This window comes from Paraburkholderia pallida (assembly GCF_004524855.1).
Classification (GTDB): domain Bacteria; phylum Pseudomonadota; class Gammaproteobacteria; order Burkholderiales; family Burkholderiaceae; genus Paraburkholderia; species Paraburkholderia oxyphila.
Window position 1 is genome coordinate 37,601 of sequence record NZ_CP038150.1, and the last position, 23,634, is coordinate 61,234.

At 64.6% G+C, this 23,634-nt stretch carries 19 protein-coding genes and 1 pseudogene; 13 read left to right on the plus strand and 7 right to left on the minus strand.

Features of this window, described 5'->3' with window-relative positions; all coding sequences use genetic code 11:
- Positions 1-49: 49 nt before the first annotated feature.
- The 4 genes from E1956_RS47740 to E1956_RS26935 form a co-directional block, all read right to left on the minus strand.
- A complete protein-coding gene (locus E1956_RS47740) occupies positions 50-538 on the minus strand; it encodes an alkaline phosphatase family protein (protein WP_418789312.1) in 489 nt (162 codons plus the stop codon).
- Between the two features lie 394 nt (positions 539-932).
- Entirely contained in the window at positions 933-3,722 is a 2,790-nt protein-coding gene (locus E1956_RS26925; RefSeq protein WP_232072015.1) for a winged helix-turn-helix domain-containing protein, read from the minus strand.
- Positions 3,723-3,861: 139 nt separating this feature from the next.
- Positions 3,862-5,301, minus strand: a complete 1,440-nt coding sequence (locus E1956_RS26930; protein WP_134754979.1) for a coniferyl aldehyde dehydrogenase — start codon at positions 5,299-5,301, stop codon at positions 3,862-3,864.
- Between the two features lie 813 nt (positions 5,302-6,114).
- Complete coding sequence (locus E1956_RS26935) at positions 6,115-7,659, minus strand: acetolactate synthase large subunit (RefSeq protein ID WP_134754981.1); 1,545 nt, start codon at positions 7,657-7,659, stop codon at positions 6,115-6,117.
- Between the two features lie 149 nt (positions 7,660-7,808).
- On the opposite strand from E1956_RS26935, the gene E1956_RS26940 reads away from it, so the two are divergent.
- Positions 7,809-8,795, plus strand: coding sequence for a LysR family transcriptional regulator (locus E1956_RS26940; RefSeq protein WP_134754983.1), 987 nt, complete (start codon positions 7,809-7,811; stop codon positions 8,793-8,795).
- Positions 8,796-8,890: 95 nt separating this feature from the next.
- On the plus strand, positions 8,891-9,100 hold the full coding sequence (locus E1956_RS26945) for a hypothetical protein (RefSeq protein ID WP_197732950.1): 210 nt from the start codon (positions 8,891-8,893) through the stop codon (positions 9,098-9,100).
- Positions 9,101-9,604: 504 nt separating this feature from the next.
- On the opposite strand, the pseudogene E1956_RS26950 reads toward E1956_RS26945, so the two are convergent.
- Both E1956_RS26950 and E1956_RS47560 read right to left on the minus strand, forming a co-directional pair.
- Positions 9,605-10,548, minus strand: a pseudogene (locus E1956_RS26950) (IS110 family RNA-guided transposase).
- A gap of 932 nt (positions 10,549-11,480) precedes the next feature.
- Complete coding sequence (locus tag E1956_RS47560) at positions 11,481-11,801, minus strand: hypothetical protein (protein WP_167760137.1); 321 nt, start codon at positions 11,799-11,801, stop codon at positions 11,481-11,483.
- A 335-nt stretch (positions 11,802-12,136) separates the two neighbouring features.
- On the opposite strand from E1956_RS47560, the gene E1956_RS26960 reads away from it, so the two are divergent.
- The 6 genes from E1956_RS26960 (at position 12,137) to E1956_RS26985 (ending at position 16,202) form a co-directional block, all read left to right on the plus strand.
- On the plus strand, positions 12,137-12,457 hold the full coding sequence (locus E1956_RS26960) for a hypothetical protein (RefSeq protein ID WP_134754987.1): 321 nt from the start codon (positions 12,137-12,139) through the stop codon (positions 12,455-12,457).
- Positions 12,458-12,602: 145 nt separating this feature from the next.
- A complete protein-coding gene (locus tag E1956_RS26965) occupies positions 12,603-13,133 on the plus strand; it encodes a glycine zipper family protein (protein ID WP_134754989.1) in 531 nt (176 codons plus the stop codon).
- Positions 13,134-13,254: 121 nt separating this feature from the next.
- Positions 13,255-14,031 carry a response regulator gene (locus tag E1956_RS26970; RefSeq protein WP_232072017.1) on the plus strand — a complete coding sequence of 259 codons (777 nt, stop codon included), beginning with the start codon at positions 13,255-13,257 and terminating at the stop codon, positions 14,029-14,031.
- 108 nt (positions 14,032-14,139) lie between these two features.
- Positions 14,140-14,439 (plus strand): YXWGXW repeat-containing protein, encoded by a 300-nt coding sequence (locus E1956_RS26975; protein WP_134754991.1) that lies wholly within the window; start codon positions 14,140-14,142, stop codon positions 14,437-14,439.
- A gap of 116 nt (positions 14,440-14,555) precedes the next feature.
- Positions 14,556-15,845 carry an ATP-binding protein gene (locus tag E1956_RS26980; protein WP_134754993.1) on the plus strand — a complete coding sequence of 430 codons (1,290 nt, stop codon included), beginning with the start codon at positions 14,556-14,558 and terminating at the stop codon, positions 15,843-15,845.
- 117 nt (positions 15,846-15,962) lie between these two features.
- A complete protein-coding gene (locus E1956_RS26985) occupies positions 15,963-16,202 on the plus strand; it encodes a hypothetical protein (protein WP_134754995.1) in 240 nt (79 codons plus the stop codon).
- 24 nt (positions 16,203-16,226) lie between these two features.
- Here the strand turns inward: E1956_RS26985 and E1956_RS26990 are convergent, their stop codons facing one another.
- The gene (locus E1956_RS26990; RefSeq protein WP_134754997.1) at positions 16,227-17,489 is read right to left on the minus strand and encodes a multidrug effflux MFS transporter; all 1,263 of its coding nucleotides are present in this window, start codon (positions 17,487-17,489) and stop codon (positions 16,227-16,229) included.
- Between the two features lie 310 nt (positions 17,490-17,799).
- On the opposite strand from E1956_RS26990, the gene E1956_RS26995 reads away from it, so the two are divergent.
- From E1956_RS26995 to E1956_RS27015, 5 genes are all read left to right on the plus strand, one after another.
- On the plus strand, positions 17,800-18,555 hold the full coding sequence (locus tag E1956_RS26995) for a 2OG-Fe(II) oxygenase (protein ID WP_134754999.1): 756 nt from the start codon (positions 17,800-17,802) through the stop codon (positions 18,553-18,555).
- Positions 18,552-19,274 (plus strand): 2OG-Fe(II) oxygenase, encoded by a 723-nt coding sequence (locus E1956_RS27000; RefSeq protein WP_134755001.1) that lies wholly within the window; start codon positions 18,552-18,554, stop codon positions 19,272-19,274. Before E1956_RS26995 ends, E1956_RS27000 begins: the two co-directional genes overlap by 4 nt.
- Positions 19,275-19,492: 218 nt before the next feature.
- A complete protein-coding gene (locus E1956_RS27005) occupies positions 19,493-20,740 on the plus strand; it encodes a serine hydrolase domain-containing protein (RefSeq protein WP_134755003.1) in 1,248 nt (415 codons plus the stop codon).
- 250 nt (positions 20,741-20,990) lie between these two features.
- Positions 20,991-21,152, plus strand: coding sequence for a DUF1328 domain-containing protein (locus E1956_RS27010; RefSeq protein ID WP_028221294.1), 162 nt, complete (start codon positions 20,991-20,993; stop codon positions 21,150-21,152).
- 45 nt (positions 21,153-21,197) lie between these two features.
- On the plus strand, positions 21,198-23,567 hold the full coding sequence (locus E1956_RS27015) for a PAS domain S-box protein (RefSeq protein WP_134755005.1): 2,370 nt from the start codon (positions 21,198-21,200) through the stop codon (positions 23,565-23,567).
- Positions 23,568-23,634: the final 67 nt, after the last annotated feature.

The window sequence follows — 23,634 nt, forward strand, 5'->3', positions numbered from 1 at the left end:
CGTCGTTGGGAAGGCCTGTTGCGCCCGTCGTCAAATGAACGACATCGCCCTATTCGAGGGCGTAGCCTTCTGCCGCCTGAGCCGCCGCAAGCGTGGCGAACGGGGGCGGATTCGCGTCGCTCGCGGCGCTCGGCGCCGATCCCGTGTTCGGAGCCGGCAGCGTCGGGTAAGGCTGTTTCGAGGTCGGGCTGGCGTCGAACCGCGAGGGATTGGTTGCCTTGGCCATGTATTGCTCGGCGAGCTTGAAGTTGGGTCCGGGTCCGCCGTCGGCCCTGATGATGCCCTTGGAGAGGAGATTCGATACGGTTTGTCCCGCGCGCGGCTGATAAGCGCCGAAGACATGGTCGAAGGTCCGGTTCTCGCCCACGATGATGATCACATGCTTGATTGGCGTGAGGGTTGCCGAGGAGGGGTCTGGTGAGAATTGTGGCTGGCTATCTGCCGCTGAGCAGAAGAGTGCCGCAGCCGCCAGAGAAGCCGCTGCAAAAAGGGCGGGGACGGCAGGCCATAGATCTCTCGATCTTGATGTCAGGCTCATGTGTCTCTCCATTGAAGCGTTGCACTGCTACGCAAGACTGAAGGGGTGTCAAATACCGCTTTTCAAATCATTACGGCGTGTTACAGGCTGGAAAACTAGACCCGTTAAATGACGTTGAGGGGACGCTAGCAAGTCGCTTTTGTGCCGGTCACGTGACCATGCCTACGATTTGCCTTCACGGATCTTTCGGGCACGGCGGGAATGATTTGTGCGCAATGACAGGTTGACGAACGAGGCGGCGAGGCAGAGGAGGGGGCTCGGCGCAATCGAGCACTTGCGCGCGGCTGAAACGATCGACGTAAAGACGAAAGAACGCTTTATGTCGTTATGCGAAATAAATGGAAGTGAACGACGGGAGTCGTTGCACCGTTTTCACGCGGTGCGCAACCGGACACTAGTGACGGCCGATCAGACCGAGCGCCTGCGCGCGCGAGACGGCTTGAGCACGCTTGTCCACGGCGAGCTTGACGAAGATGTTCTTCAGGTGGGACTTGACCGTTTCAGGCGTGACGCCCAGCGTGCGCGCGATTTCCTTGTTGGACTGCCCCTGCGCGATCAATTCGACGATCTTGCGTTCGCGTGCGCTCAGCGGTTCTCGTTCGCCTTCGCGCGCCAGTGGGCTGTCCGGCTCGTAGATCGCGCGCCACCCATCGACGAGGCGCTCGAGCCATGCAGCAAGTTCTCTGGTGCGCGGCGTGCTGCTAAAGCGTTCGCGTGCGAGCTTCAATAGCGGCCCGACTTCCGCGCCGTGATCGAGAATGGATTGATAGAGGCCGGCGGGCGCGCAAAGCTGCGCGACTTGCTGGAATGCATCGAGTGCGCGCTCCTGCTCGCCAGCGGCAAGCCACGCCCTGGCGAGCACCATGCGAAACCGCGCCGCCAGCCAGGTGGCGTGCAGATGCTCGCAGCGCGCGAGCGCCGTGTTCGACGCGTCCGCCGCCTCGGAGAGTTGCTGGCGCTTCAGCGCGAGGAGGGCAACGGCGAGATCGCGATAATTCTCGATCTCGGGCGAGACGGATGAAGCGGAAGATTCGGCGGGGCGCGCGAGCTGGCGGAGCTCCGCCACGCATACCGCGGCTTCGGTGATGCGGTCTTCGGCGAGATAGAGGCGCGTGCGCTCGACCAGCGCGGCCGCGAGCAGACGGGTCCAGCCGCGCGCCTGGCCAAGCGCTTGCGCCTGATCCAGCAACAGGTGAGCGCCGGCAAAGTTCTGGCGCGTATGGGCGATGCGCACGAGGATGCGGTAGGCAATCAGCACGCTGTCGAGCAGCACGGCGCGCTCGATGACGGGCATGAGCTCGACGAGCAGCGCTTCGGCCTCGTCCAGGCGGCCATGCTCGTAGTGAATCTGCGCGATCATGGGTGCGCAAAGCGCAGCCGAGACCGAGTGCGGACCGGCGTGACGCTCGGCGAGCTGCATCGCTTCTTCGAACCGGCGTGCCGCGATCGGAACATGCACTTGCTGCAATTCCGCATGCCCGAGCAGGCAAAGCCGATAGACCGACGACAAGACACTGCGCTGGTCTTCTTCGAGCGAGTCGGGAATCCACGGTGTCGCGTAGAGCGCTTCGAGATGGCCCAACTTCCAGTGGCAAAAGCGCACGACATTGGAAACCGCATTGCGGGTCCAGACGTCGGTCGACGGTCCGTTCAGGAAACGCTGCGCGAGCTCGAGCGCGGGCCCCGGGTTGTCCTGCAGGGCCGCGAGCGCGGATCGTAGGGCGAGACAGCTCCAGAGGATCGCTTCGGCATCCGGGCTTGCGCCCGCGTTCGCGTCTGGTCTTGCTTCGGTTTTGCGCGCTTGCGCATCGCGCTCGATCGAGTCGATCAGTTGCGCGGCTTCGTCAAAGCGCATGGAGAGCGCCGTGCCCCACGCGGTCGCGAGCGTGACGGTCACTTGCGCGCGCATCAGGTCGGCCGGGAACTGGCGTTGCCAGCCAACCAGCGTCAGCAGATCGCCGCGCTTGAGCAGCGAATGCGCACAGCGCTCCATCAGGCGAATCGCCTCGCCGGTCGCGCCGGCGGCGATCGCGTGCTTGACCGCATCGGTCCATTGCTCCTCGCGCGCGTACCAATGCCAGGCTCGGTCGTGCAAGTCCGCAAGTTCGTCGCGATGCCGGTCCTGCAGGCGCCGTCGTAGATATTCGGCCATCAGCCTGTGATAACGGAACCAGCGTCCTTCCTGGTCCAGCGGCTCGAGCAGCAGTTGGCGGGCCACGATGCTTTCGAGCATGTCCTGGCTGCGCGCGACGCCCGTAACCGCTTCGCACAACGGCGCGGACAGGCGCTCGAGGATGGCGGTGCGCAGCATGAACGCGTGCATCGCGGGCGGCAGGTGCACGAGGATGTCTTCAAGGTAGTCGGCCACCGGCTTCGACGCGCCGGTTGGCACAGTGCCAGGCGCGCCCGTCATCCAGCCGTGCGGGTGCTCCTCGCGGGCCAGCGCGGAGGCCGAGAGGCGCAACGCGGCGGCCCAGCCTTCGGTCGTCGCGTGCAGCGATTTGAGCTCGCCCGAGCGCAGCTTGCCGGGGAACGCATGCTCGACAAAGCGGCGCGTCTCGTCGAAATTGAACCGCAATGCCGACGCGTCGATTTCACAGAGCGCATTGCCGGCACGCAGCTTCGCAAGCGGCAGCGGCGGGTCGACCCGCGTGCAGATCACGACATGGACATTGGAGGGCACGTTGAGGACGAAGAGCGACATCGCCTCGTGAATGGCGGGATCGCCAATCAGATGATAGTCGTCGATGAACAGATAAAGCTCGTCGTCGACTTCGGCCAGTTCGTTGATGAGCGCCGCCGCAAGCGAATTCGCGGGCACGAAGGTCGCTTCCGCGGTCAAGCCGATGGCGGACGCGCCCACCGTGCCGCATGCGCGCTGCAAGGCGTGGGCAAGGTGATGAAAGTAGCGTGCGGGTTCGTCGTCGTCCGCATCGAGAGATAGCCAGGCGACGCGTGCGCCGTGCGCGCGTAACGCGTCGAGCCAGGTCAGCGCGAGAGAGGTCTTGCCGAAACCTGCAGGAGCCCTAATGATGGCGACGCGCTGCGATTCCAGCCGCGCGTGGTACGCGTTGAAGCGGGGCCGCTCGATCAGGCCTGCGGGCAAGCGTGGCGGAACGACTTTCGTCGCCAGCAAAAGGGGCGGCCTCGTCACGGGCATCGCTTCGGGCACTGCTTGCGTCACGGTTGAACGTCTCCGGGCATCCTGCGGCATTGTTATTGTCGTCGCGCCGGCGGCCCGAAACGGGGCGGGGCGCGACGGATGGGCGAGCCGCGCGGCGGCGGCTCGGTCCATCATACGCCAGGCGCACGCGAGGCACACGTCATGCGGCGATCATCCCGTTCACGGCGTCCTGCGTTTGCGCGAGATACGGCGCGCGCATCAGAAGGTTCGATTCGCCGCCCGCGCTCTGGAATACGACGGGCTTCGCATGGCTGAACGTGCGGTAGCCGTATTCGCCGTGGTAGTGGCCCATGCCGGAAGCGCCAACCCCGCCGAACGGCAGCGAGTCGAAGAACACGTGGGTCATTGCGTCGTTCACGACCAGCGCGCCGGACGTGGTGCGTCGAGCAACCCGCTGCTGCTCGGCCGGATCGTCGCCGAAGTAGTAGAGCGCGAGCGGACGCGGACGGCTGTTGATGAACGCAAGCGCGTCGTCGAGCGACTCGTAGGTCACGACAGGCAGCACCGGCCCGAAAATCTCTTCCTTCATCACGCGCATGGCATCGGTGGCGCCGATAACGATCGTCGGCGCCATCTTGCGCACGGCGGGATCGTGGAGATCTTCGTGGGACGGGGCGAGGCTCACGGTGCTGGCGCCTTTCTGGCGTGCATCCTCGACGAGGGCGAGTTGACGCTCGAAGCCGCGCACGTCGATCATCGCCGTATAGTCGGGATTCTCGCGCATGGTGGGATACATCTGCGCCACCGCGGCCTCGGCGTGGGCCACGAAGGCGCGCACGCGATCGGCTGGAATCAGGACATAGTCGGGCGAGAGGCAGATTTGGCCGGCATTGAAGGTCTTGACGGTCAGCACGCGTTCGGCGACGCGTTGCAGGTCGGCGTGCGGGCTTACCAGCACGGGGGACTTGCCGCCCAGTTCCAGGGTGACGGGGACGAGGTTTTCGGATGCCGCGCGCATGACGTGGTGCGCGACCTGCGTGCTGCCGGTGAACACGAGGTGGTCGAAGGGTTGGGCGCTGAAGGCTGCGCCGGTTTCGGGGCCGCCGAGCACGGTGGTCAGTTCATCGCTGTTGAAGTACTGCGCGATCAGATCGGCCATGAGCGCCGACGTGTGCGGCGTGAGTTCCGAAGGCTTGAGGATCGCGCGGTTGCCGGCCGCGAAGGCGCCGGCGAGTGGGCCGAAGGCCAGCACGATGGGGAAATTCCAGGGGCTGATGATGCCGATGACGCCTAGCGGCTGATATTCGACGCGGGTTTTGACGCCGGGAAACGGTTCTGTCGTGGCCGGTTGCGCCATCCATGTTTCGAGGTGTTCGCGGTTGAATTTCAATCCTTCGATTGAGGCGAGGATGTCGGCCAGGAGCGTTTGTTGTCTGCCTCGGCAGGTGTAGTCGGTGTTGATTGCGTCGGCGAGTGCGTCCTTATGGGCGCGAAGGAGGTCGATCGCGCGATCGATTCGGTCGCGGCGGAGGGCGGCCGAGGGGGGCCCTTCTTTTAGCTGTGCTGCTTTCATGGCGTCCAGATGGGCGCGGATCTGCTCGGCAGATGGCTCGGATGGCAATTTAAAATGATTTGGCATGCTGATAGGCTCTTGAGGGTAAATGGGGCCGTCCTCGGTTGGACGGGGTTTTCAGGTTTTAAACAAACTTTGGGTTTGGTTTGGGGCTATCGCGATCTTTTTGCTTTGGCCTTAACTTGTTTTCGCGGCGGGCCGCAGGCGTTGCCCCTGTGCGGGGCGGCACCTACTTTTCTTTGCCGCGGCAAAGAAAAGTAGGCAAAAGAAAGCCGCTCAAACCGCCAGTGTGACGCCGTCCCCCACTGCCCTGTTTATCGGAGCGGCTCCGGAGCGTCTGTCACCACTCGCCGTCAGCCGGAGTGACTAAGGACTCATCCATCCGGCGGCGCTACGCGCGCCGTGGGGCATAACAAAAACCATTGGGATATACACGTATTCGTGCAACTCCAACGCATTCAAATGGAAGCGCTCTCGCGTATCAGTAGGACTCCAGCGTATTCGCCCGGAACCATTCCTGCGTAATCACCAATTTGCCAGGCAGAACTTCGCGCATTCGCCAAGCAGCCCGCCCGGTGTTCCTTGCAGACCATTCCGCCCGCGCGTAGCGCGTGGCGGGAAGGATGAGCCCCTTGTCGCTGAGGCGGAGTGTGCGAGGCGACGGATGCTCCGGAGCCGCTCCGATGTACAGGGCAGTGGTGGACAGCGTCACACTGGCGGTGTGAGCCGCTTTCTTTTGCCTACTTTTCTTTGCGGCTGCAAAGAAAAGTAGGTGCCGCCCCGCACAGGGGCAACGCTTGCGGCCCGCCGCGAAACCAAGTTAAGGCCAAATCAAGAGAATCGCGAAAGCAGCAACCCAAACGCACCCCTGCGTTCAAATCAAATAACGGCTTCGATAACCATAGGCCCCGGCCGCTTCATAGCGGCAGCAAACGCGGCATCGAACGCAGCAGCGGTCTCCACGCGCACCGCTTCAACACCCATGCCCTTCGCAAGCGCGACCCAATCCAGCGACGGATTCTCGAGATCGAACATGGAAGCAGCATGCACGCCATCCGTCCTGGCGCCGACGCGCTTAAGCTCATTAGCAAGAATCCGATACCCGCGATTAGCGAAAATAACGGTCACCACATCGATATTCTCGCGAGCCTGCGTCCAGAGAGCCTGAACCGTATACATGGCGCTACCATCCCCCTGAAGATTGACAACTTTACGCTCAGGGCAAGCAATGCCCGCGCCAACGGAGACAGGCATCAAGCACCCGATAGCCCCACCGGTGAGGGTCAGCAAATCATGCGGCGCGGCCGACTCAGTCAACCCGGAATACGCCATCGCAAGCGACGCCTCCTCGGTAACGATGGCATTCTCAGGCAAATGCCTGGCCACGCTTCGCATGATCGACTCACCATCGAGCGCCCCATTCGGAGCAACTTCATCAACCACACGGGAGTTAATGGCCACGTCGCACTGCTGCGCGCCAAGCGCATCCACTAGCGCCCCGAGCGCCGCCGCGCCGTCCTCATGCGGATGCGCAAGCACAGCAATACGGCAGCCTTCCGGCGTGAGCCAACTCGGCTTGTCCGGGTAGCCGAAGAAGCTAACCGGCGCTTGCGCGCCCACCAGCACGAGCAGCTCAGTACCGGAGAGAAACTCGACCACCTGTTCCCCGAAATACGGCAAGCGTTCGACACGCACCCGTCCGGCGCCGCGCTCAACGCGCGGTGCGAACGTATCGCAGAGCAATCGCGCACCCGTCTTCGCGGCAATGCGTCCGGCCGCGCGCAGCCCCGCGCCTTGCAACGCCTTGCCCCTCAGGAGTAACGCCGTCTTCACGCCGCTTTGCGCGAGCGCCGCGATATGTTCGATCGTGCCCTCGCTCACGCGTGCGGGCGCCGGTGCCGGCAGCGCTTCGGCGACCACGTCGGCTTGCGACCAGGCCGTGTCGGCCGGCAGGATCAAGGTCGCGATTTGCCCGGCGCCCGTCATCGAGGCCTGCACCGCGCGGGCGGCGTCCGCGCCCACGGTCAGCGCGCTGCTCGAGGAGTGAATCCAGTGCGACACCGGGCGCGCAAAGCCCTGAATATCCGAGGTGAGCGGCGCTTCATAGCGCGCGTGGTTCGACGAATGGTCGCCAACGATATTGACCACCGGACTCGACGCCCGCCGCGCATTGTGCAGATTGGCCAGCCCGTTGGCGAGGCCCGGCCCGAGGTGCAGCAGCGTGGCGGCCGGCTTGCCCGCCATGCGCGCGTAGCCGTCGGCCGCGCCCGTCACCACGCCTTCGAACAGGCCCAGGATCGGCCGCATGCCCTCGACCGAATCGAGCGCCGCCACGAAATGCATCTCGGACGTGCCCGGGTTGCCAAAGCAGACTTCCACACCGTTCGCGACCAGCGAACGCAACAGACTTTCAGCACCGTTCATTGTTTGCTTACCTCGATATCGAACCCATCAATCAGCTGTGGCACCCAGGGTTTTTCGGGAGCCCGGACGTCGCGTATCGACATCTGAGACGATCCTAACTAGTCGGCTCCCGTGCAAAAATACAGTGTGATCTGAAAATTTATTACGTCATGCGCAAGAATCTCGATTACGGCTTGCTGCACGCCATGACCGCGTTCGTGCGGGTCGTCGATGCGGGAAGCTTCACCGCGGCTTCGGCGCTTATGGAGCTGACGACCGCGCAGGTTTCGAGGCTCGTTTCCGAGCTGGAGAACCGCCTGGAAACGAAGCTGCTGCAGCGCACGACGCGCCGTCTCGCGCTCACGAGCGCCGGCGAGCGCTACGCCAACCAGTGCCGGACCATCCTCGAGCTGGTCACGGAGGCGGAAAGCGAGGCGAGCGGCGCGCGCATTCAGCCCACCGGGCGCCTGCGGCTGCTGTGCATGGCGAGTTTTGGCGACCGCTATGTGGTGCCGCTCGTGGCGAAGTTCTGCGCGATGTATCCGGCCGTGACGGTGGAGTACAGCGCCTCGCAATATGTGCCGGATCTGCTGGCCGAGGGCGTGGATGTGAGCGTGTATCTCACGCCGCGTCTGCCCGATTCCAGTCTCGTCGCGCAGCGGCTTGGTGCGGTTCATGGCGTGCTCTGCGCGGCGCCCGCGTATCTCGCGCAGCATGGCGCGCCGAAGACCGCTCGGGATCTGGCCGGCCACGCGTGCCTGCGGCTCGTCAATCCGTCGACTACGCCGCATTGGGCGCTCACCGATGGCAAGACCACCCATTCGTTCGAGCCCGCGGGCCCGCTGATCGGCGATCATCCCGAAGCCGTCGTGCACGCCGCCTGCACTGGGCTCGGTATCGCGTTGCTGCCGGGGTTCGCCGTGCTGGACCCCATCGAGCGGGGCGAGCTCGTGCATGTCCTGCCGAGCTGGCGCTCGCTCGATGTGGGCGTCTATGTGCTGATGCCATCGAGAAAATTTCTCGAAGCGAAGACCCGTGCGTGGGTCGAGCTATTGAAGGCGGAATTGCCGGCCGCGCTCGAACGCGACGATAACCGGCTCCATGCGCAGGCCACGTCCAGACGGCGCCGTTCGCGCGCGGTCGCGTCGCCGCGCTAGTTCGTTCGTGCTTCAAACGGTGCCCTAAAGTTCGTCCGATCCGTGCCGACAAATGCTGCATGGAAAATAGAAACCGCAATCCGCGTAAGGCGAAAGTGGATCTCGCTTTCGATCGCGCCATGGTCCTGACCGTGTCGATCATTCGGCGCGCCCAGGGGAAGACGAATCCCGATGACTTCGCGTACGGATCGCCGGAGTTCGAGGATGCCGCGGACGATTATCTGGAGGATCTGACGCGCGCGTTCGATCGGCACAGCGCGGGCGTGGCGCGCGGTGAGGACGATCTGCGGTATCGCTACTCTTGAGGGCGGTGTCCCCAATTTCGCGTTGGGGTGTGTGTTGATGCTGTGACGTAGCGGATCGTACGGCTAGTTGCGAGCTGCCGGTCGCCGGATGTGCGCGCGGTAGCCGGCATTCCCGAGCAGCTCGGGAAAGGTCTCGTTGCCTTCGATTGGGTGGCGCTCAGGCGCGGAAAGGCGATGCCCATGTCGGGCGGGTGCCGCGGGCTCTCGCTGGGCGAGGTATTCGGGGAAGTCCTTGGAGCGGATTTTGATGTGGTTTTTTGTAGGGCCGTTGGCGTTGGCCTTAACTTGTATTCGCGGCGGGCCGCAGGCGTTGCCCCTGTGCGGGGCGGCACCTACTTTTCTTTGCCGCGGCAAAGAAAAGCAACCGTATTGGGAGTCAAGCGGTTGCTGGCTGGCAGAGGCTGGATTGCCGACACGTCTATCAGCAATGCATAGGCGAGCGCATACCGCACGATTGATGATCGCGCCCGGACTGCCCGCCAACGGGGCAATGCGTGATGAAACTCAGTTGAGCGGCGGACTCCAGTGCGTGGCGTTACGAACCATTGCATTAAGCGTGACGACGAGCTTGCGGATGCAGGCCGTGATAGCTACCTTGAACGGTTTGCCAGCCTTGCGTAGCCGGTCATAGAACGCCCGGATGGTAGGGTTAAAACGCAGCGCGGGCACGCAGGCCATATAGAGGGCGCGCCGCACGACAGCGCGCCCGCCCTGGATACGGCGCTTGCCGATGTGCTTGCCGCTGTCGCTATTGAAGGGGGCGACGCCGGTGAGCGCAGCGATCTCGCGGCGGTTCAGGGACCCGAGCTGGGGCATGAAGGCGATCAGCGTCGCGGCGGCGCCGGGACCGATGCCGGGCACAGAGCGTAGCAGGTCTTCCTTCTGGCGCCACGCGGGCGAGGAGCGCAGGAATGAATCGATGTCATTGTCGGCGATCTTGATCTGCAGCTTGAGCCATTTGATGTGCTCGTTCAGACTGTCCCGCGCAGCAGCATGGGCGCGTTCAAGACGAGCTTCTCGGCCACAAGCATCTCGATGAGCTGGGCGCGGCGCAGCAGCAGGGCCTGTAACTGCTCCGTCTGCAGATCGTTGAGCGGGCGCACGTCGGGCTTGAGGACCGCGGCGAAATGAGCGATGGCGAAGGCATCGATGCGATCGGTTTTAGCGCGCGTGCCGGTTGCGCGGGCGAAGTCGCGAACCTGCCGGGGATTGACCGCGACAGCGGGCAGGCCGGCTTCGCACAGGGCCCTGAGCAGGGCGAGTTCAAGCTTGCCGGTGGCTTCCAGGACGATCAGCGTGGGGTTCAACGCGATCAGGCGTTGCACCAGCTGTTCAATGGCGCGGGGCTCATTGTCGACACGAAAATGTTCGGTGGTGTCATGAATGGCAACATCGAGCGCGGTGCCGCTGACGTCGATGCCGATATAAACGGAATGAGAGTGGTTCATCACGGTACCCATACTTGCAGAAAAATACGAGCTCGGGGCTCAGTCAACTGTTCGGGCTAGGAGGATGAAAAGGACAGTCGCTCAAGCTTTTCTGCGTGCTCGAGGCACGGTAGGCAGACGAGCTGACTGTCCCTGTGACGGCAACTGATCAGGTCGACGTCACAGAAGGGAATATACAAGTAGGCAAAAGAAAGCCGCTCAAACCGCCAGTGTGACGCAGTTCACCACTGCCCTGTCCATCGGAGCGGCTCCGGGGCGTCTGCCATCACATGCTACATGCCGGAGTGACTAAGGGCTCATTCATCCGGCGGCGCTGCGCGCGCCGTGGGGTATAACCAAAACCAGTGGGATTCACGAATATTCGTAGGAGTCCAACGTATTCGATCGGCGGCTTGCCCACGCATTCGCTGACCAGCACGCCGTGCATTCACCGATCAGCGCTCCCGCGCATTTACCGGTCCGCACCTTCGCGCACTACCGGGTGGCACCCCCAGCGCATTCGCCGACCAGCCCACCCGGTTTTCCTTGCATACCCTTCCGCCCGCGCGTAGCGCGTGGCGGGAAGGATGAGCCCTTTGTCACTAAGGCGGAGTGTGCGAGGAGACGGATGCTCCGGAGCCGCTCCGATATACAGGGCAGTGGGGGACTGCGTCACACTGGCGGTTTGAGCCGCTTTCTTTTGCCTACTTTTCTTTGCGGCTGCAAAGAAAAGTAGGTGCCGCCCCGCACAGGGGCAACGCCTGCGGCCCGCCGCGAAAACAAGGAAATGCCAACGTACGGAGCCGCACACCAAAGCGAGGGAAACGCAACTCCAAGAAGCCCACCCATAGGCTCCTGATGTTCGGCCGCCACCAACATCCCCCTTCCCTGACATATCTTGACATCCATTTCTAACGATTCAGTAAACCGCAGGCGGCAGGCCACGCCTACACTTACAAGCCAAGCGAGCCCAGAATCGCTGCATCATTCTTCATGGAGAGAAAATGAAACGCATTTGTCTGATGTTGGCCGCGGCGCTGATGGCGACCTCCATTGCAACCTCCGCATTCGCGCAAGATGCCAGGATGCAACAACTGCAGTCGCGCTTCGAAGCGGCTAACACCAATCACGATGGCAAGCTCACCAAAGCCGAGGCACAAGCCGGCATGCCGCTCGTCGCCAAGAATTTCGATCAGATCGACGCAACCCACAAGGGTTATGTGACGCTCGACGACATCGCTCAATTCGCCAAAAAGCGGGGTCAATAAATCCACTCGTAGTCTCGTTCGTTCCCGTCCGGCTTTGAAGCGGCGCCTCGCTCTTCAAGCCGGCTGACATGCAACGAACCGGCGCGGTCAGCTCGCCGTCCAAACGACGACCCATGATGCCGCCGCTAGTCGTCGCCTTCGCGATCATCTCGATGTTTCTCCCGGTGTACCCCCGTTCGGAATTCCGCTTTCGCCAAAGCGGATTCGCTTTATTGCGCCCCGGGCCGCATCGACACACGTTGACATAACTTTTGAATAGCCTGGAATGTGCCGCCTCTCTAAGGTGTGACCACCGTCGCGCCCAAGGCTCGCGACCGTTGTCCATCCATTCAGGAGCTGCCATGAAAATCCGTTCTCTCGTCTCGTTTGCCATTGGCCTCGTCGGCGCGTGCATTGCTCGCTATGCGTCGGCAACCAGCGTTGCGGTGGGCATCAGCATTCCAATCGCGCCCGCGCCGGTCGTTGCCGTTCCCGCGCCTGCTTACGTGGCTGCTCCGGTGCCTGCACCGGTTGTCGCCGTGCCCGCCGCCGTCGTTGCCGCGCCGGTCGTCGTTGCGGCGCCTGTGGTCGTTCCCGCGCCCGTCTACGTTGCGCGTCCGCCCGCCGTCGTGGTTCGTGGCGGATACGGCTACTGGGGACGCGGCGTCGTAGTCGTGCGATAGCGCGGCAGCATCGCAGATCCGTGCAATCGTCAGGCGCCGCGCCTACGCGTTGCACCCATGAAGCCTGATCGAATCGATATCGCATTGGCGTGCGCGCGGATACGCGTTTTTGCCGGCCATGCACTGAAACGGAATTTGTCGTGCCATGAAATTATTCAAGCATCAGTCCACGCTTGCCGCCGTTTTGGCGTTGGCATCTCTTGCCGGGTGCGCAGTCGTGCCGCCCAGCGCTCCAACCGTGATGGCGCTGCCCGCGCAGGGCAAGACCATCGCCGCGTTCCAGCAAGACGATTACGCGTGCCGCACGTACGCGGCGCAGATCGTCAATTCGGTTGCCTCGTCACCCGCTGTGGCGAACTCCGCGCTGGCCGCTCCGGCGCTGGGCGCGGCGGGCGGCGCGGCGGCCGGGGCCCTGATCGGCGCAGGGGCGGGCAATGCCGGCGCCGGCGCGGCAATCGGGGCAGGGGCCGGCCTGCTGCTCGGCAGCGCGGCGGGCCGCAATCAGTACGCCGGCAGCGAAGCGGCGCTGCAGCGCCAATACGACAACGCGTACGCGCAGTGCATCACCGCAAAGGGCAACACGATCGCGGTGCCCCAGGTGACGCGCGCTGTCGTCGTCGCGCCCGCGCCGGCCGTGGTTTATGCGCCGGCCCAGTATTATTACGCCCCATATTGACCCGCCGGCCGCGATGCTCACGGCACGCGCGCGCTTGCGCATCGCGCGCGTGTCGTGCACCGGTCGGCATCGGGCTCTACACTCGTATCCACTCTCCTTGCCGCGAGCGCCCCGAACCGCCATGCCGCCACCCAAACCGGCCGACGAACAGACGATGAACCCGGCTCCCCGAGGCCGCATTCTCGTGCTCGACGACGACCTCGAAATTCGCAATATGCTGCAACGCTTTCTGAGCGCGCAGGGTTTCGAGGTGCGCGCGGCGCGAGACAGCAACCAGCTCGATACGTTTCTCGAGCGGCATCCGTTCGATCTCCTGATTCTCGACATCATGATGCCCGGCGAAGACGGCCTGTCGATCTGCAGGCGTCTGCGCAGCCAGGGGCAGATGATCCCCATCCTGATGCTGACCGCGCGCGGCGATCCGATCGACCGCGTCGTCGGCCTCGAAATGGGCGCCGACGACTATCTCGGCAAGCCGTTCTTGCCGAGCGAGCTGGTCGCGCGCGTGCGCGCGATGCTGCGACGCCAGCAGCTCTTCGCGCGGCAGCACGGCGCGATGGCGAGCGCGATGGGCGACGATGACGCGCTCGCGCTGCGCATTGGCGACTATCTGCTCAAGCCGCATGCTCAGGAGCTGACGCTCGAGGGCGAGCCGATCGAAGTCGGCGCGGCGGAGATGCGGCTGCTCTGCGCGCTGGCCGAGACGCCGAACCGGCCAGTCAGCCGCGAGAACCTGATCGAGCGCGCTCATGGGCGTCTGTACGAAGCGAACGCGCGCAGTATCGATGTCCAGGTGCTGCGCCTGCGCAAGATCATCGAGGCGGATGCCTCTTCGCCTCGCCATATCCGCACGGTCTGGGGCGTGGGCTATATGCTCGTCGCGAAGCTCGAAGGATGATGGTCCGACGCGGGGCGCTGTAACCAGATGACATGACTCGTTGCAGGTTGTATTGGCGCCAGCGCTTATATTGCGTGCCTGTCCTGTTCGAAGAGAAAGTAACCTCGTATGAAAAAGCGCAATCTTGTTCGCGCGGGTGCGGCCGTTCTGGCGGCGCTCGGCGCATCGGCGGTATTTGCACAGGCGGTGGTGGTGGCGCCCGTGCCGCCCCCGCCGGTTCGTTTCGAGCCGGTGCCGGTCGCGCGGCCCGGCTATGTCTGGGACCCCGGTCACTGGCTATGGCGCGCGGGCGCGTATGCGTGGGTGCCGGGCCACTGGCAGGTCGTGCGGCCCGGCTATCGCTGGATGCCGGGGCACTGGGTTGCGCGGGGCGTGACCTGGTGCTGGATGCCAGGGCATTGGGCCTGAGCGGCATGCAGTATTGCCTTGCAGCGTTCGTTGTATAAGCTCGGATGATTGCGCGGCCCGATAAGCAACACCATATCGGGCCGCCGTTGACTACCTGGCGTTCATCGGGGAGGGCCATGTTCGGCTGGTATCGCTCGTTACTGGTGCGCAACGTGCTGGCGCTGATCGTGCTGGTGCTGACCAGCCAGATTTTTGCGGGCGCCGTTTATCTGTTCTTCGTCCAGCGCCCGCGCGTGGACGAGGCGGCGGCGCTCACCGCTTCGCAAATCCGCACGGCGAGCCGGCTGCTCGCCGCGCTGCCGCCGGCGGCGCGCGAGCAGCAACTGCTGGCGATCAACGGCGTATCGCAAGGCGAGGTGCCGCCGGCGAGTGCCGCGCAGCCGCTGCCGGTGGGCTTCGTCGCCCGCTATTTCGTCTCGCGGCTCGCGCATGAACTCGGCGCTGGCGACCAGATTCGCTTCGAGCAAGGTAGCGCGCAGCGTGTCTGGGTCCGCCTGCGCGTGGACGACGCGTACTACTGGATGGTCCTCGCCGGCGCGCCGAATGCGATTCCGAGCCTGCCGTGGACACTGATCAGCCTGCTGCTGTGTATCGCCACGGTGCCGGCGCTGGTGGCCTTCCTGATCCATCGGCCCGTCGAGCGGCTGCTGATGCGTCTCTCGCGCGCGGCGGATACCATCGAGCACGGGGCGTGGCCCGAGGCCGTGCCCGTCGAAGGCGCGCATGAGCTGGCGATGGTTGCGGACGCATTCAACCGGATGGCGGCGTCGCTTCAGGAGCTGGACACGACCCGGGCACAGATGCTGGCGGGCATCTCGCACGACATCCGCACGCCGCTCACCAAGCTGCGCATGGTGCTCGAGGCGCCGGAGTCCGTCGAAGCGCCGGCGGAGAGTGCGGAGCGCTTCGTCGAGGAAATCGACCTGATCGTGCAGCAGTTCATCGATTTCGCACGTGGCTGGGACAGCGAGCCCACGAAGCGCGGCGACCTCAATGCGCTGATCGAGCGTCTCGCGGCCGATTACGTGGGGCTCGAATATGTCTTCGACCTCTCGCTGGAGGCGCTGCCCGAGTTCGCTTTTCGGCCCACGGGGATGCAGCGGCTGTTGATGAACCTGATGCAGAATGCGGTCGTGTACGGCCGTGTCGGGCTGGCGGTCAGGACCTGGGTGGCGGATGGCTACGTGACGATCGACGTCGAGGACCAGGGCCCCGGCGTGCCGGCCGAGCTGTTGCCGCTGATGAAGCAGCCGTTCCGGCGCGGCCCGCAGAGCGAGCAGCGCAACGGCTCGGGGCTCGGTCTTGCCATTGCGGAGAGGATCGCGAAGCAGCATGACGGTACGCTCGATCTGCTTGCGAACAGGCCGCACGGCCTCGTGGCGCGGGTGCGGCTGCCGCTGCGCTGAGCGCGGGATGCCGTGCCAGCGTGCGGTGCAGCCGCTACGTCACGCTGTACTGCATAGTATTGAAGAAAACTTATGAACCGTCCAGGAGCACGACCGGTGTCCATTTTCGGATCTCGCTTGAGCCTTCTTCCGGAAGCGCCATCGCGGCAGCGCATTCCGGTTTCCCGCAGGAGTAAAGCCATCACGCGTGCGCGCGCAGAGGCGGGCGCCGATCCGCTCACGCATGAAGAATACCGACTGGCCGCCGAGTGGCTCGACCATCTCTGGAATCAGGCGCCGAGCGAGCAGAAGTCCCGGCTCATGACGCACTTGCTGGTGCTCGTCGACGAATTCGAAATGCTGCGCGGCGCTACGTGAGGCGTCGTTGTCCCGGGGCGCCGATCACACGGCTTCTTCGCGGCCTTTCGCGAGCGCTTCGGATTCCATCCGCTCCAGGTAGCGCAGCAGCTTCGTCACCATCACGACGACCGTGACCGCGAGGATCACGAAGAACACTGCAAGCGGCGTGAGCACGTGCACCGAGACGAAGCCCGCGAGCCCCATCATCGCCGAAGAAACGAGCAGGAGCGCACACCCGAGTATCGCGCTCGTCAGGCCCGCGATGTGCGGGAACAGCGAATTCCCCTTGGCCATCAGCGTCGGATACATCGCGCCCGCGCACAGCCCCATCACGAGCACCGGCGTCGCGAGCGTCCAGACCTGCAGGCCCACGGTCAGCGCGAGCACGAGCATCGCGATCGCGGCGCCCGCCATCACGCGCGAGCCAATCTGCAGCCGCCGCTCGGCGCTCGGCAGGCCGGGGCCATGCACCCGGTTCGAGAGGCCGCCAAGGAAGTACATCATGCCGATGCCGAGCGCGAGGTAGCCGAAATAGGTCGGCGGCTTGTGCAGCGTGTTCAGCACCATGAACGGCCCGACGATATTGAACACGAGCAGGATGCTGTAGCACAGCCCCTGGGCGAGAAAGCAGCTCTGGAACACCGGGCTCGCCAGCACCTTGCCCGCGTTCGTCATGAGCGTGCGCACTTCCAGGTGCACGGGCTGCGGCAGCGTCTCGCGATAGCGCCACAGCAGCGCCCACATCGCGAGCGAATAGAGCAGCAGGAACACGAGGCAGGCCTGCCAGCCGAACCACGTCTGCAGATGTGCGCCGATCACGGGCGCGACGATCGGCGCGAGCCCCCACGTGATCGACATATAGGTGAACGCATGCATGAGCGCCTTGCCGCGGAACGTATCGGTGATGATGGCCTTGGCGAGCAGGTTCGTCGTGGCGATGCCGAAGCCCTGCAGGCAGCGCGCCAGCACGAACGTCTCCAGATTGGGCGCGCGGAGCGAGAGCACGCAGCCGATCGTATAGACCACGAGCCCGAACGCGAGCACGCGCTTGCGCCCATAGGCATCGGCGATCGGGCCGAAGATGAGCTGGCCGAGCGCATACGCGGCCATGTAGCCGGACACGCTCGACTGGATCGCCTGCGGCGAGGTCGCGAAGTAGCGCGCCATCGCGGGCAGCGCGGGGACGTAGATGTCGATCGCGAGCTGGCCCGCCGATGCATACAGGCAGATCAGGGCCAGCAGGAAGCGCGGTGAATTGCTTGCGCGCGCAGGCGTGGCCGCGCGAGGGGAGTACGGGTCGGTCATGACGGAAGTAAAGGTCTACGCAGCGAATCGGGTGTGCGGGCAGGACCCGCATCTGGATTCCGGCACACCGCACGGTTCGCGCGTTGTTCGTAGCGTCTCGAAGATACTGCCATTTTTGGCGGTCGGGCGCGCAGCTGGGCTAATGGGCCCCATAGGGCGGGCCATATACTAACACTCCTGCTCGTTCGCGTTTGCCGGCAGCCCCGGCGGCGGCGCTGCGCGCAAACAATTGCAGCGCAAGGTGCGGAGTTTCCTGCGGCCATGGCGGCGCTAGACTAAACGGGTTCGATCAATCACCGGAATCAAGACCATGGCCGATGCGCAGCAGGCAGCACACTGGGACGCGATCTGGGCGGACGCGGGTGCGTCGCTCGATCGTCATGGCAATGCGGTGCTGCCGTCCGTGCTCCATGCGGGGCAATGCGAGCAACTGGCCGCGCTGTATGCGCGCGACGACCGCTTTCGCTCGCGCATCGTGATGGCGCGTCACAATTTCGGGCGGGGCGAGTACAAGTATTTCGCCTATCCGCTGCCGCCCTTGCTCGAACGCTTGCGCCACGCGCTGTATCGCCGCCTCGCGCCCATCGCCAACCGCTGGAACCGGCAGATGGGCCTCGAAGTCCAGTATCCCGCCGAGCTCGATGCGTTTCTCGCGCGTTGCCACGCGGCGGGCCAGACGCGGCCCACGCCGCTTATGCTCCGCTACGGCGCGGGCGACTACAACTGTCTGCATCAGGACCTCTACGGCGACCACGTGTTTCCACTCCAGGTGGCGATTCTGCTTTCGGCGCCGGGCGAGGATTTCACGGGCGGCGAATTCGTGATGACCGAAACGGCAAGCCGCGGCCAGCATGCCGATGTCGTTGCGTTGGGGCAGGGCGATGCGGTGGTGTTCGCCGTCAATCAGCGGCCGGACATGGTGGGGCGCACGCGTACGCGCGCGAGCGTGCCCAGGGTGGCCATGCGCCATGGCGTGAGCGTCGTGCGCAGCGGCACGCGTCACACGCTCGGGCTGATCTTCCATGACGCGCGCGAGGCATCGGCATCGGCCGGGGAGGCGGCATGAATGCGCACGCGATGATCGAGCGTTTCGATGCGAGCGTGATCGGCGCGCAACTCGATGCCGAAGGCTACGCGGTGCTGCCCAATTGCTTCGATCCCCACGAGGCGCGCGCGCTCGCCCAAGGCTTCGATGAATGGCGCGACGAGCCACGCGATGCCGGGCGCATGGCGGCTTGGTTAGCGCCGGTGGACCCGGGCGGCGGGGAGCTGCGCTATTTCGGCGAAAGCCTGCCGCCGCTTTTGCACGCGTGGCGCGCAGCGCTCTATCGCTGGCTCGTGCCCGTGGCGAACCGCTGGCAGGCGCATGCGGGCCTCGAAGCGCGCTTTCCCGCCGAGCTCGAGACCTTTCTCGATGCGAACCGTCGCGCCGGGCAGCATCGGCCGCAATCGCATCTGAGCCGGCTGCGCGAGGGCGATCGTCTCGCGCTGCATCGTCACGACGAGGGCGAGCAGGTGTTTCCGCTTCAGGTGATCGCGCTGCTGAGCGCGCCGCAGCGGGACTTTTCGGGCGGCGAATTCGTCATGACCGAGCAGCGCCCGCGCATGCAGTCGCGGCCGATGGTCGTGCCGCTCGCGCTCGGCGACGCCGCCATCATCGCGAGCGCGCAGCGTCCCGTCGAAGGCGCGCACGGCCATTACCGCGTCAAGCTCAAGCACGCGGTCAGCCGCGTGCGCAGCGGCGAGCGCATCGGCCTTGAGCTGATCTTTCACGACGCACCCTGAAGAGGCCGCCGCTCGCGGCGGCGCGCATGCCCCTGTCTTTTGCCGAAAGCCCCCGAATAACGGATACTGTGGCCCAACCGGTCAAATGCGATTCAAAGAGCCGTCGTGCTGCTGCGCTTTCGGGCGTGCGGCCATTTTGAATCCCATTGCTTCACCCACCGATATCCGCAATTCGCCCAGAAGTCGCTAGCGGCGCCAGGCAAAGGAGAAGACAGGGTATGGAAGGCATTGACAAGCATGGGATGTCGAGTGAGCGTCTGAAACGCATCGAGCGTTTCGTCGACGAGACCTATGTCGCCACCGGCAAGCTGGCCGGCGCCGTCACCCAGGTATGGCGTCGCGGCGGCCTCGCGCTGAATTCGGTGCTCGGTTTCGCCGACCGCGAGCGTCAGGTGCCGATCGCCGAGGATTCGATCTTCCGGATCTACTCGATGACCAAGCCCATCACGTCGGTGGCGGTCATGATGCTGGTCGAGCAATGCAAGATCGCGCTGGACGACCCGGTCAGCAAATACATTCCGGCATGGGAGAAGCTTGGCGTGCACGCGGGCGGCTTCATGGACAGCTTCCAGACGCGTCCGCCCGCACGCCCCATGCTCGTGGTCGACCTGCTGCGCCATACCTCGGGCCTGACCTACGGTTTCCAGCAGAACACCAATGTGGACGCCGCCTATCGCAGGCTGAAGGTGGGTGAGCTCGCAACCGATGGCACGCTCGACGGGATGATCGAGAAGCTCGCCACCTTGCCGCTGGAATTCTCGCCGGGCGAAGCGTGGAACTATTCCGTCGCCACCGACGTGCTCGGCTATATCGTCGGCAAGGTCAGCGGCATGCCGTTCGACGTCTTCCTGAAAGAGCGGATCTTCGATCCCCTGGGCATGGTCGACACCGCGTTTCATGTCCCCGAGGAAAAGGTGGCGCGCTTTTGCGCGTGCTACGCCGTAGGCACGCTCGGCTCGAAGGTGGTTTCCGCGCAAGGGCCGGAGCTGCAGGACGATCCGCGCACGAGCCCCTACCTCAAGCCGCCCACGTTCATCTCGGGCGGCGGCGGTCTCGTGTCCACAGCGGCCGACTACATGCGCTTCGCGCGCATGCTGCTCCAGGGCGGCGAGCTCGACGGCGTGCGGCTGCTGGGGCCGAAGACCCTCGCGCTGATGACGACCAACCATCTGCCGGGCGGCCTCGACCTGCCGCGCCTGTCGCGCTCGATGTTCAGCGAGGCGACTTACGAAGGGGTTGGCTTCGGGCTCGGCTTCGCCACCACCATCACGCCTGCGGCCACGCTGATTCCCGGCAGCGCGGGCGACTTCTTCTGGGGCGGCGCGGCCAGCACCTTCTTCTGGGTCGATCCGCGCGAGGACCTGATCGTGGTGTTTCTCACCCAGCTCCTGCCGTCGAGCGCGTACCCGGCGCGCCGTCAACTGCGTACGCTGGTGTATAGCGCGATCACCGAAACCGGAGGCTGAGGCGCGCATCTGCCCCAATTTGTAGCGATTACGCGTAATCCTTGAAAAGTAACTTTCGAAGTCGCAAGGCGAGGCGCTGCTTCGTGCGCGCCCGCAGCGGGCTGGCCTTGTGCCCGCGCGGGCGCGCCGGCGCAAGGCACGCAGGTTGCGTGTCCGTTGGCGTGACGACACGAAGTAGGGGTTAGCGTGCCCAGGCCCGAAGTCTGGCCTGGCCGACGCCCTGTGCCCAACGCTATCAAGGAGCCAGACAATGCTTTATTACGCGATCGTGTTTTTCGTGATAGCCCTCGTTGCGGCTGTCCTGGGGTTCGGCGGCATTGCCGCTGGCGCGGCGAGTATCGCCAAGATTCTCTTCTTTATTTTCGTTATCCTGTTCGTTGTCAGTCTGCTATTCGGCGCATTACGGCGCTGAGGGCACGCGTTGAGGCGGCAGGCCGGCCTCGCCACGGAGAATCGCATGAGTCAAATACGGCCCGCTTCGGAAAGCAACCGGGAAGACTGCTGGGAGCGGACCCTGATCGCGGGCGTTTGCGAGTATGCGATTTTCCGTTTGACGAAGACCGGCGAAGTGGCCAGCTGGAACGCAGGCGCCGAGCGTATCAAGGGATACCGTGCTGCCGAGATCATCGGGCAGCACTTTTCGGTGTTCTATCCGCCCGAGGACAGGGAGGCGGGCGCACCCGCGGCGGCGCTGCAGAAAGCCTGCGACGACGGTCAGTTCGCGGTGGAGGCCTGGCGCGTGCGCAAGGACGGCACGCGCTTCTGGGCCAGCATTCTCATTACGCCGCTTCGCGCGCCGGACGGCACGCCTGGCGGATTCGCCAAGATCGTCCGGGACGTGACCGACAAGCGGCTCGCCTACGACGCGCTGCGGGAAAGCGAGCGCAAGTTCCGGCTGCTCGTGCAGGGCGTCACGGATTACTCGATATTCATGCTCTCGCCCGATGGCAAGGTGACGAACTGGAATATGGGCGCGGCGCGCATCAAGGGCTACGAGGCGAGCGAAGTCATCGGCACGCATTTTCGGCGCTTCTACACGCCTGAAGATGCCGCGCGGGGCCTGCCGGAACGCGGCCTGCAAATCGCCGCGCAGGAGGGCCGCTTCGAGACCGAGGGCTGGCGCATACGCAAGGATGGCAGCCGCTTCTGGGCGAACGTCGTGATCGACGCGATCCGCGACGAGGACGGCAAGCTCGTTGGCTTCGCGAAGATCACGCGTGACGTCACCGAGCGCAAGGCCGCCCAGGAGCAGCTTGAAAGCGCGCGCGTCGCACTGCTGCAAGCGCAGAAGATGGAGGCGATCGGCAAGCTGACCGGGGGCGTGGCCCACAATTTCAACAATGTCCTTCAGGTGCTGCGCGGCAATCTCGAGCTGCTCGAACGGCGTCACGGGCACGATCCCGTTTCGCGCGAGCGTCTGGACAAAGCCATCGGCGCCGTGGAGCACGGCGCGAAACTCGCCTCGCAACTGCTCGCATTCGGCCGCCGCCAGGCGCTGCAGCCGCGTGTGGTGAACCTCGCGGCCATGTTGAGCAATATGGACGACATGCTGCGGCGCGCGCTGGGGGAGTTGATCGAAGTGGAGACCGCCGTCGCCGACGGCCTCTGGAATACGCTCGTCGATCCCAATCAACTCGAGAGCGTCGTGCTCAATCTCGCCATCAACGGCCGCGATGCCATGCGCAGGGGCGGAAAGTTGACGCTGGAACTGTCGAACGCGACGCTCGACAGTCATGGCAGCACGCTCGCGGGGGGCGTCGAAGCGGGACACTACGTGCTGCTCGCGGTCACCGATACCGGGACGGGCATGCCCCGCGAGGTGCTCGAACGCGCGTTCGAGCCGTACTTCAGCACCAAGCCCGAAGGCGAGGGCACGGGCCTCGGCCTGAGCATGGCGTATGGCTTCGTCAAGCAAAGCGGCGGCGATATGCGCATCTACAGCGAGCCCGGCAATGGAACCACGGTCAAGGTCTGGCTGCCGAGGTCGATGGAGCGCGTGGCCGAGAACGAGCCACTACTGCCCGCGCGAATCGAAGGCGGCACGGAGACGATTCTGGTCGTCGAGGACGACCGATACGTTCAATCGGCCGTGGTCGAGACGCTCGGCGAGCTGGGCTATACCATCCTCAAGGCGGACGATGCGCAAAGCGCCCTCGTGATCGTCAGAAGCGGCGCGAAGATCGATTTGCTGTTTTCCGATGTCGTGATGCCGGGCGCCTTGAGCAGCACCGCCATGGCCAGCATGGCCGTGCGCGAGCTGCCCGGCCTCAAGGTGCTGTTTACCTCGGGCTATGCGGAGAACGCCATCGTTCATGGCGGCCGCCTCGACGAGGGGGTGCAACTTCTGAGCAAGCCGTATAGCCGCGCGCAGCTTGCAGCAAAAATACGGTACTTGCTGGGAAGGTCCGATGCGATGCCGCCCGCGCTCGCGCAGCCGGATTGCCCGGCGCGGGCGCAAAGTCCGTTATCGATACTCGTCGTCGACGACGATATCTCGTCGCGCGAAGCCGTGAGCGCGTTGCTCGAGGAAATGGGCTACGAAGTACGGCAGGCGTCAGACGAGCGCGAGGCGCTGCGCGCATTGGAGAAGCAGGCGGCCCAGGTGCTGATTGCCGATATCGCGTTGGCAGGCGGGTCGGGAATCGAGCTCGCGAGAGCCGCGTTGCGCCTGCGTCCGGGCCTGAATGTGATCTTCGTCTCGGGAAACGAGGCGCCGGCTGCCGAAGAAGCCGGATTCGCCTGCGCGTCGTTGCGCAAGCCATTTGCCGTCGCGCAATTGAGCGCGCTCATCGAGAGCGTTTGCGCCTCCTTGCGCGACACCGGTTGATTGACGGCCCTTCGGCGTGACTCGCCGCTTGAAACTCCCGTGAGCATGGAGTGGAGTGAATACGACC

Bases quoted from the DNA above. Each gene is read 5' to 3' on its own strand.
- E1956_RS47740 (WP_418789312.1), bottom strand. From the start codon at position 538: ATGAGCCTGACATCAAGATCGAGAGATCTATGGCCTGCCGTCCCCGCC.
- E1956_RS26930 (WP_134754979.1), bottom strand. From the start codon at position 5,301: ATGCCAAATCATTTTAAATTGCCATCCGAGCCATCTGCCGAGCAGATC.
- E1956_RS26935 (WP_134754981.1), bottom strand. From the start codon at position 7,659: ATGAACGGTGCTGAAAGTCTGTTGCGTTCGCTGGTCGCGAACGGTGTG.
- E1956_RS26940 (WP_134754983.1), top strand. From the start codon at position 7,809: ATGCGCAAGAATCTCGATTACGGCTTGCTGCACGCCATGACCGCGTTC.
- E1956_RS26960 (WP_134754987.1), top strand. From the start codon at position 12,137: ATGAAAATCCGTTCTCTCGTCTCGTTTGCCATTGGCCTCGTCGGCGCG.
- E1956_RS26965 (WP_134754989.1), top strand. From the start codon at position 12,603: ATGAAATTATTCAAGCATCAGTCCACGCTTGCCGCCGTTTTGGCGTTG.
- E1956_RS26970 (WP_232072017.1), top strand. From the start codon at position 13,255: ATGCCGCCACCCAAACCGGCCGACGAACAGACGATGAACCCGGCTCCC.
- E1956_RS26975 (WP_134754991.1), top strand. From the start codon at position 14,140: ATGAAAAAGCGCAATCTTGTTCGCGCGGGTGCGGCCGTTCTGGCGGCG.
- E1956_RS26980 (WP_134754993.1), top strand. From the start codon at position 14,556: ATGTTCGGCTGGTATCGCTCGTTACTGGTGCGCAACGTGCTGGCGCTG.
- E1956_RS26990 (WP_134754997.1), bottom strand. From the start codon at position 17,489: ATGACCGACCCGTACTCCCCTCGCGCGGCCACGCCTGCGCGCGCAAGC.
- E1956_RS26995 (WP_134754999.1), top strand. From the start codon at position 17,800: ATGGCCGATGCGCAGCAGGCAGCACACTGGGACGCGATCTGGGCGGAC.
- E1956_RS27000 (WP_134755001.1), top strand. From the start codon at position 18,552: ATGAATGCGCACGCGATGATCGAGCGTTTCGATGCGAGCGTGATCGGC.
- E1956_RS27005 (WP_134755003.1), top strand. From the start codon at position 19,493: ATGGAAGGCATTGACAAGCATGGGATGTCGAGTGAGCGTCTGAAACGC.
- E1956_RS27010 (WP_028221294.1), top strand. From the start codon at position 20,991: ATGCTTTATTACGCGATCGTGTTTTTCGTGATAGCCCTCGTTGCGGCT.
- E1956_RS27015 (WP_134755005.1), top strand. From the start codon at position 21,198: ATGAGTCAAATACGGCCCGCTTCGGAAAGCAACCGGGAAGACTGCTGG.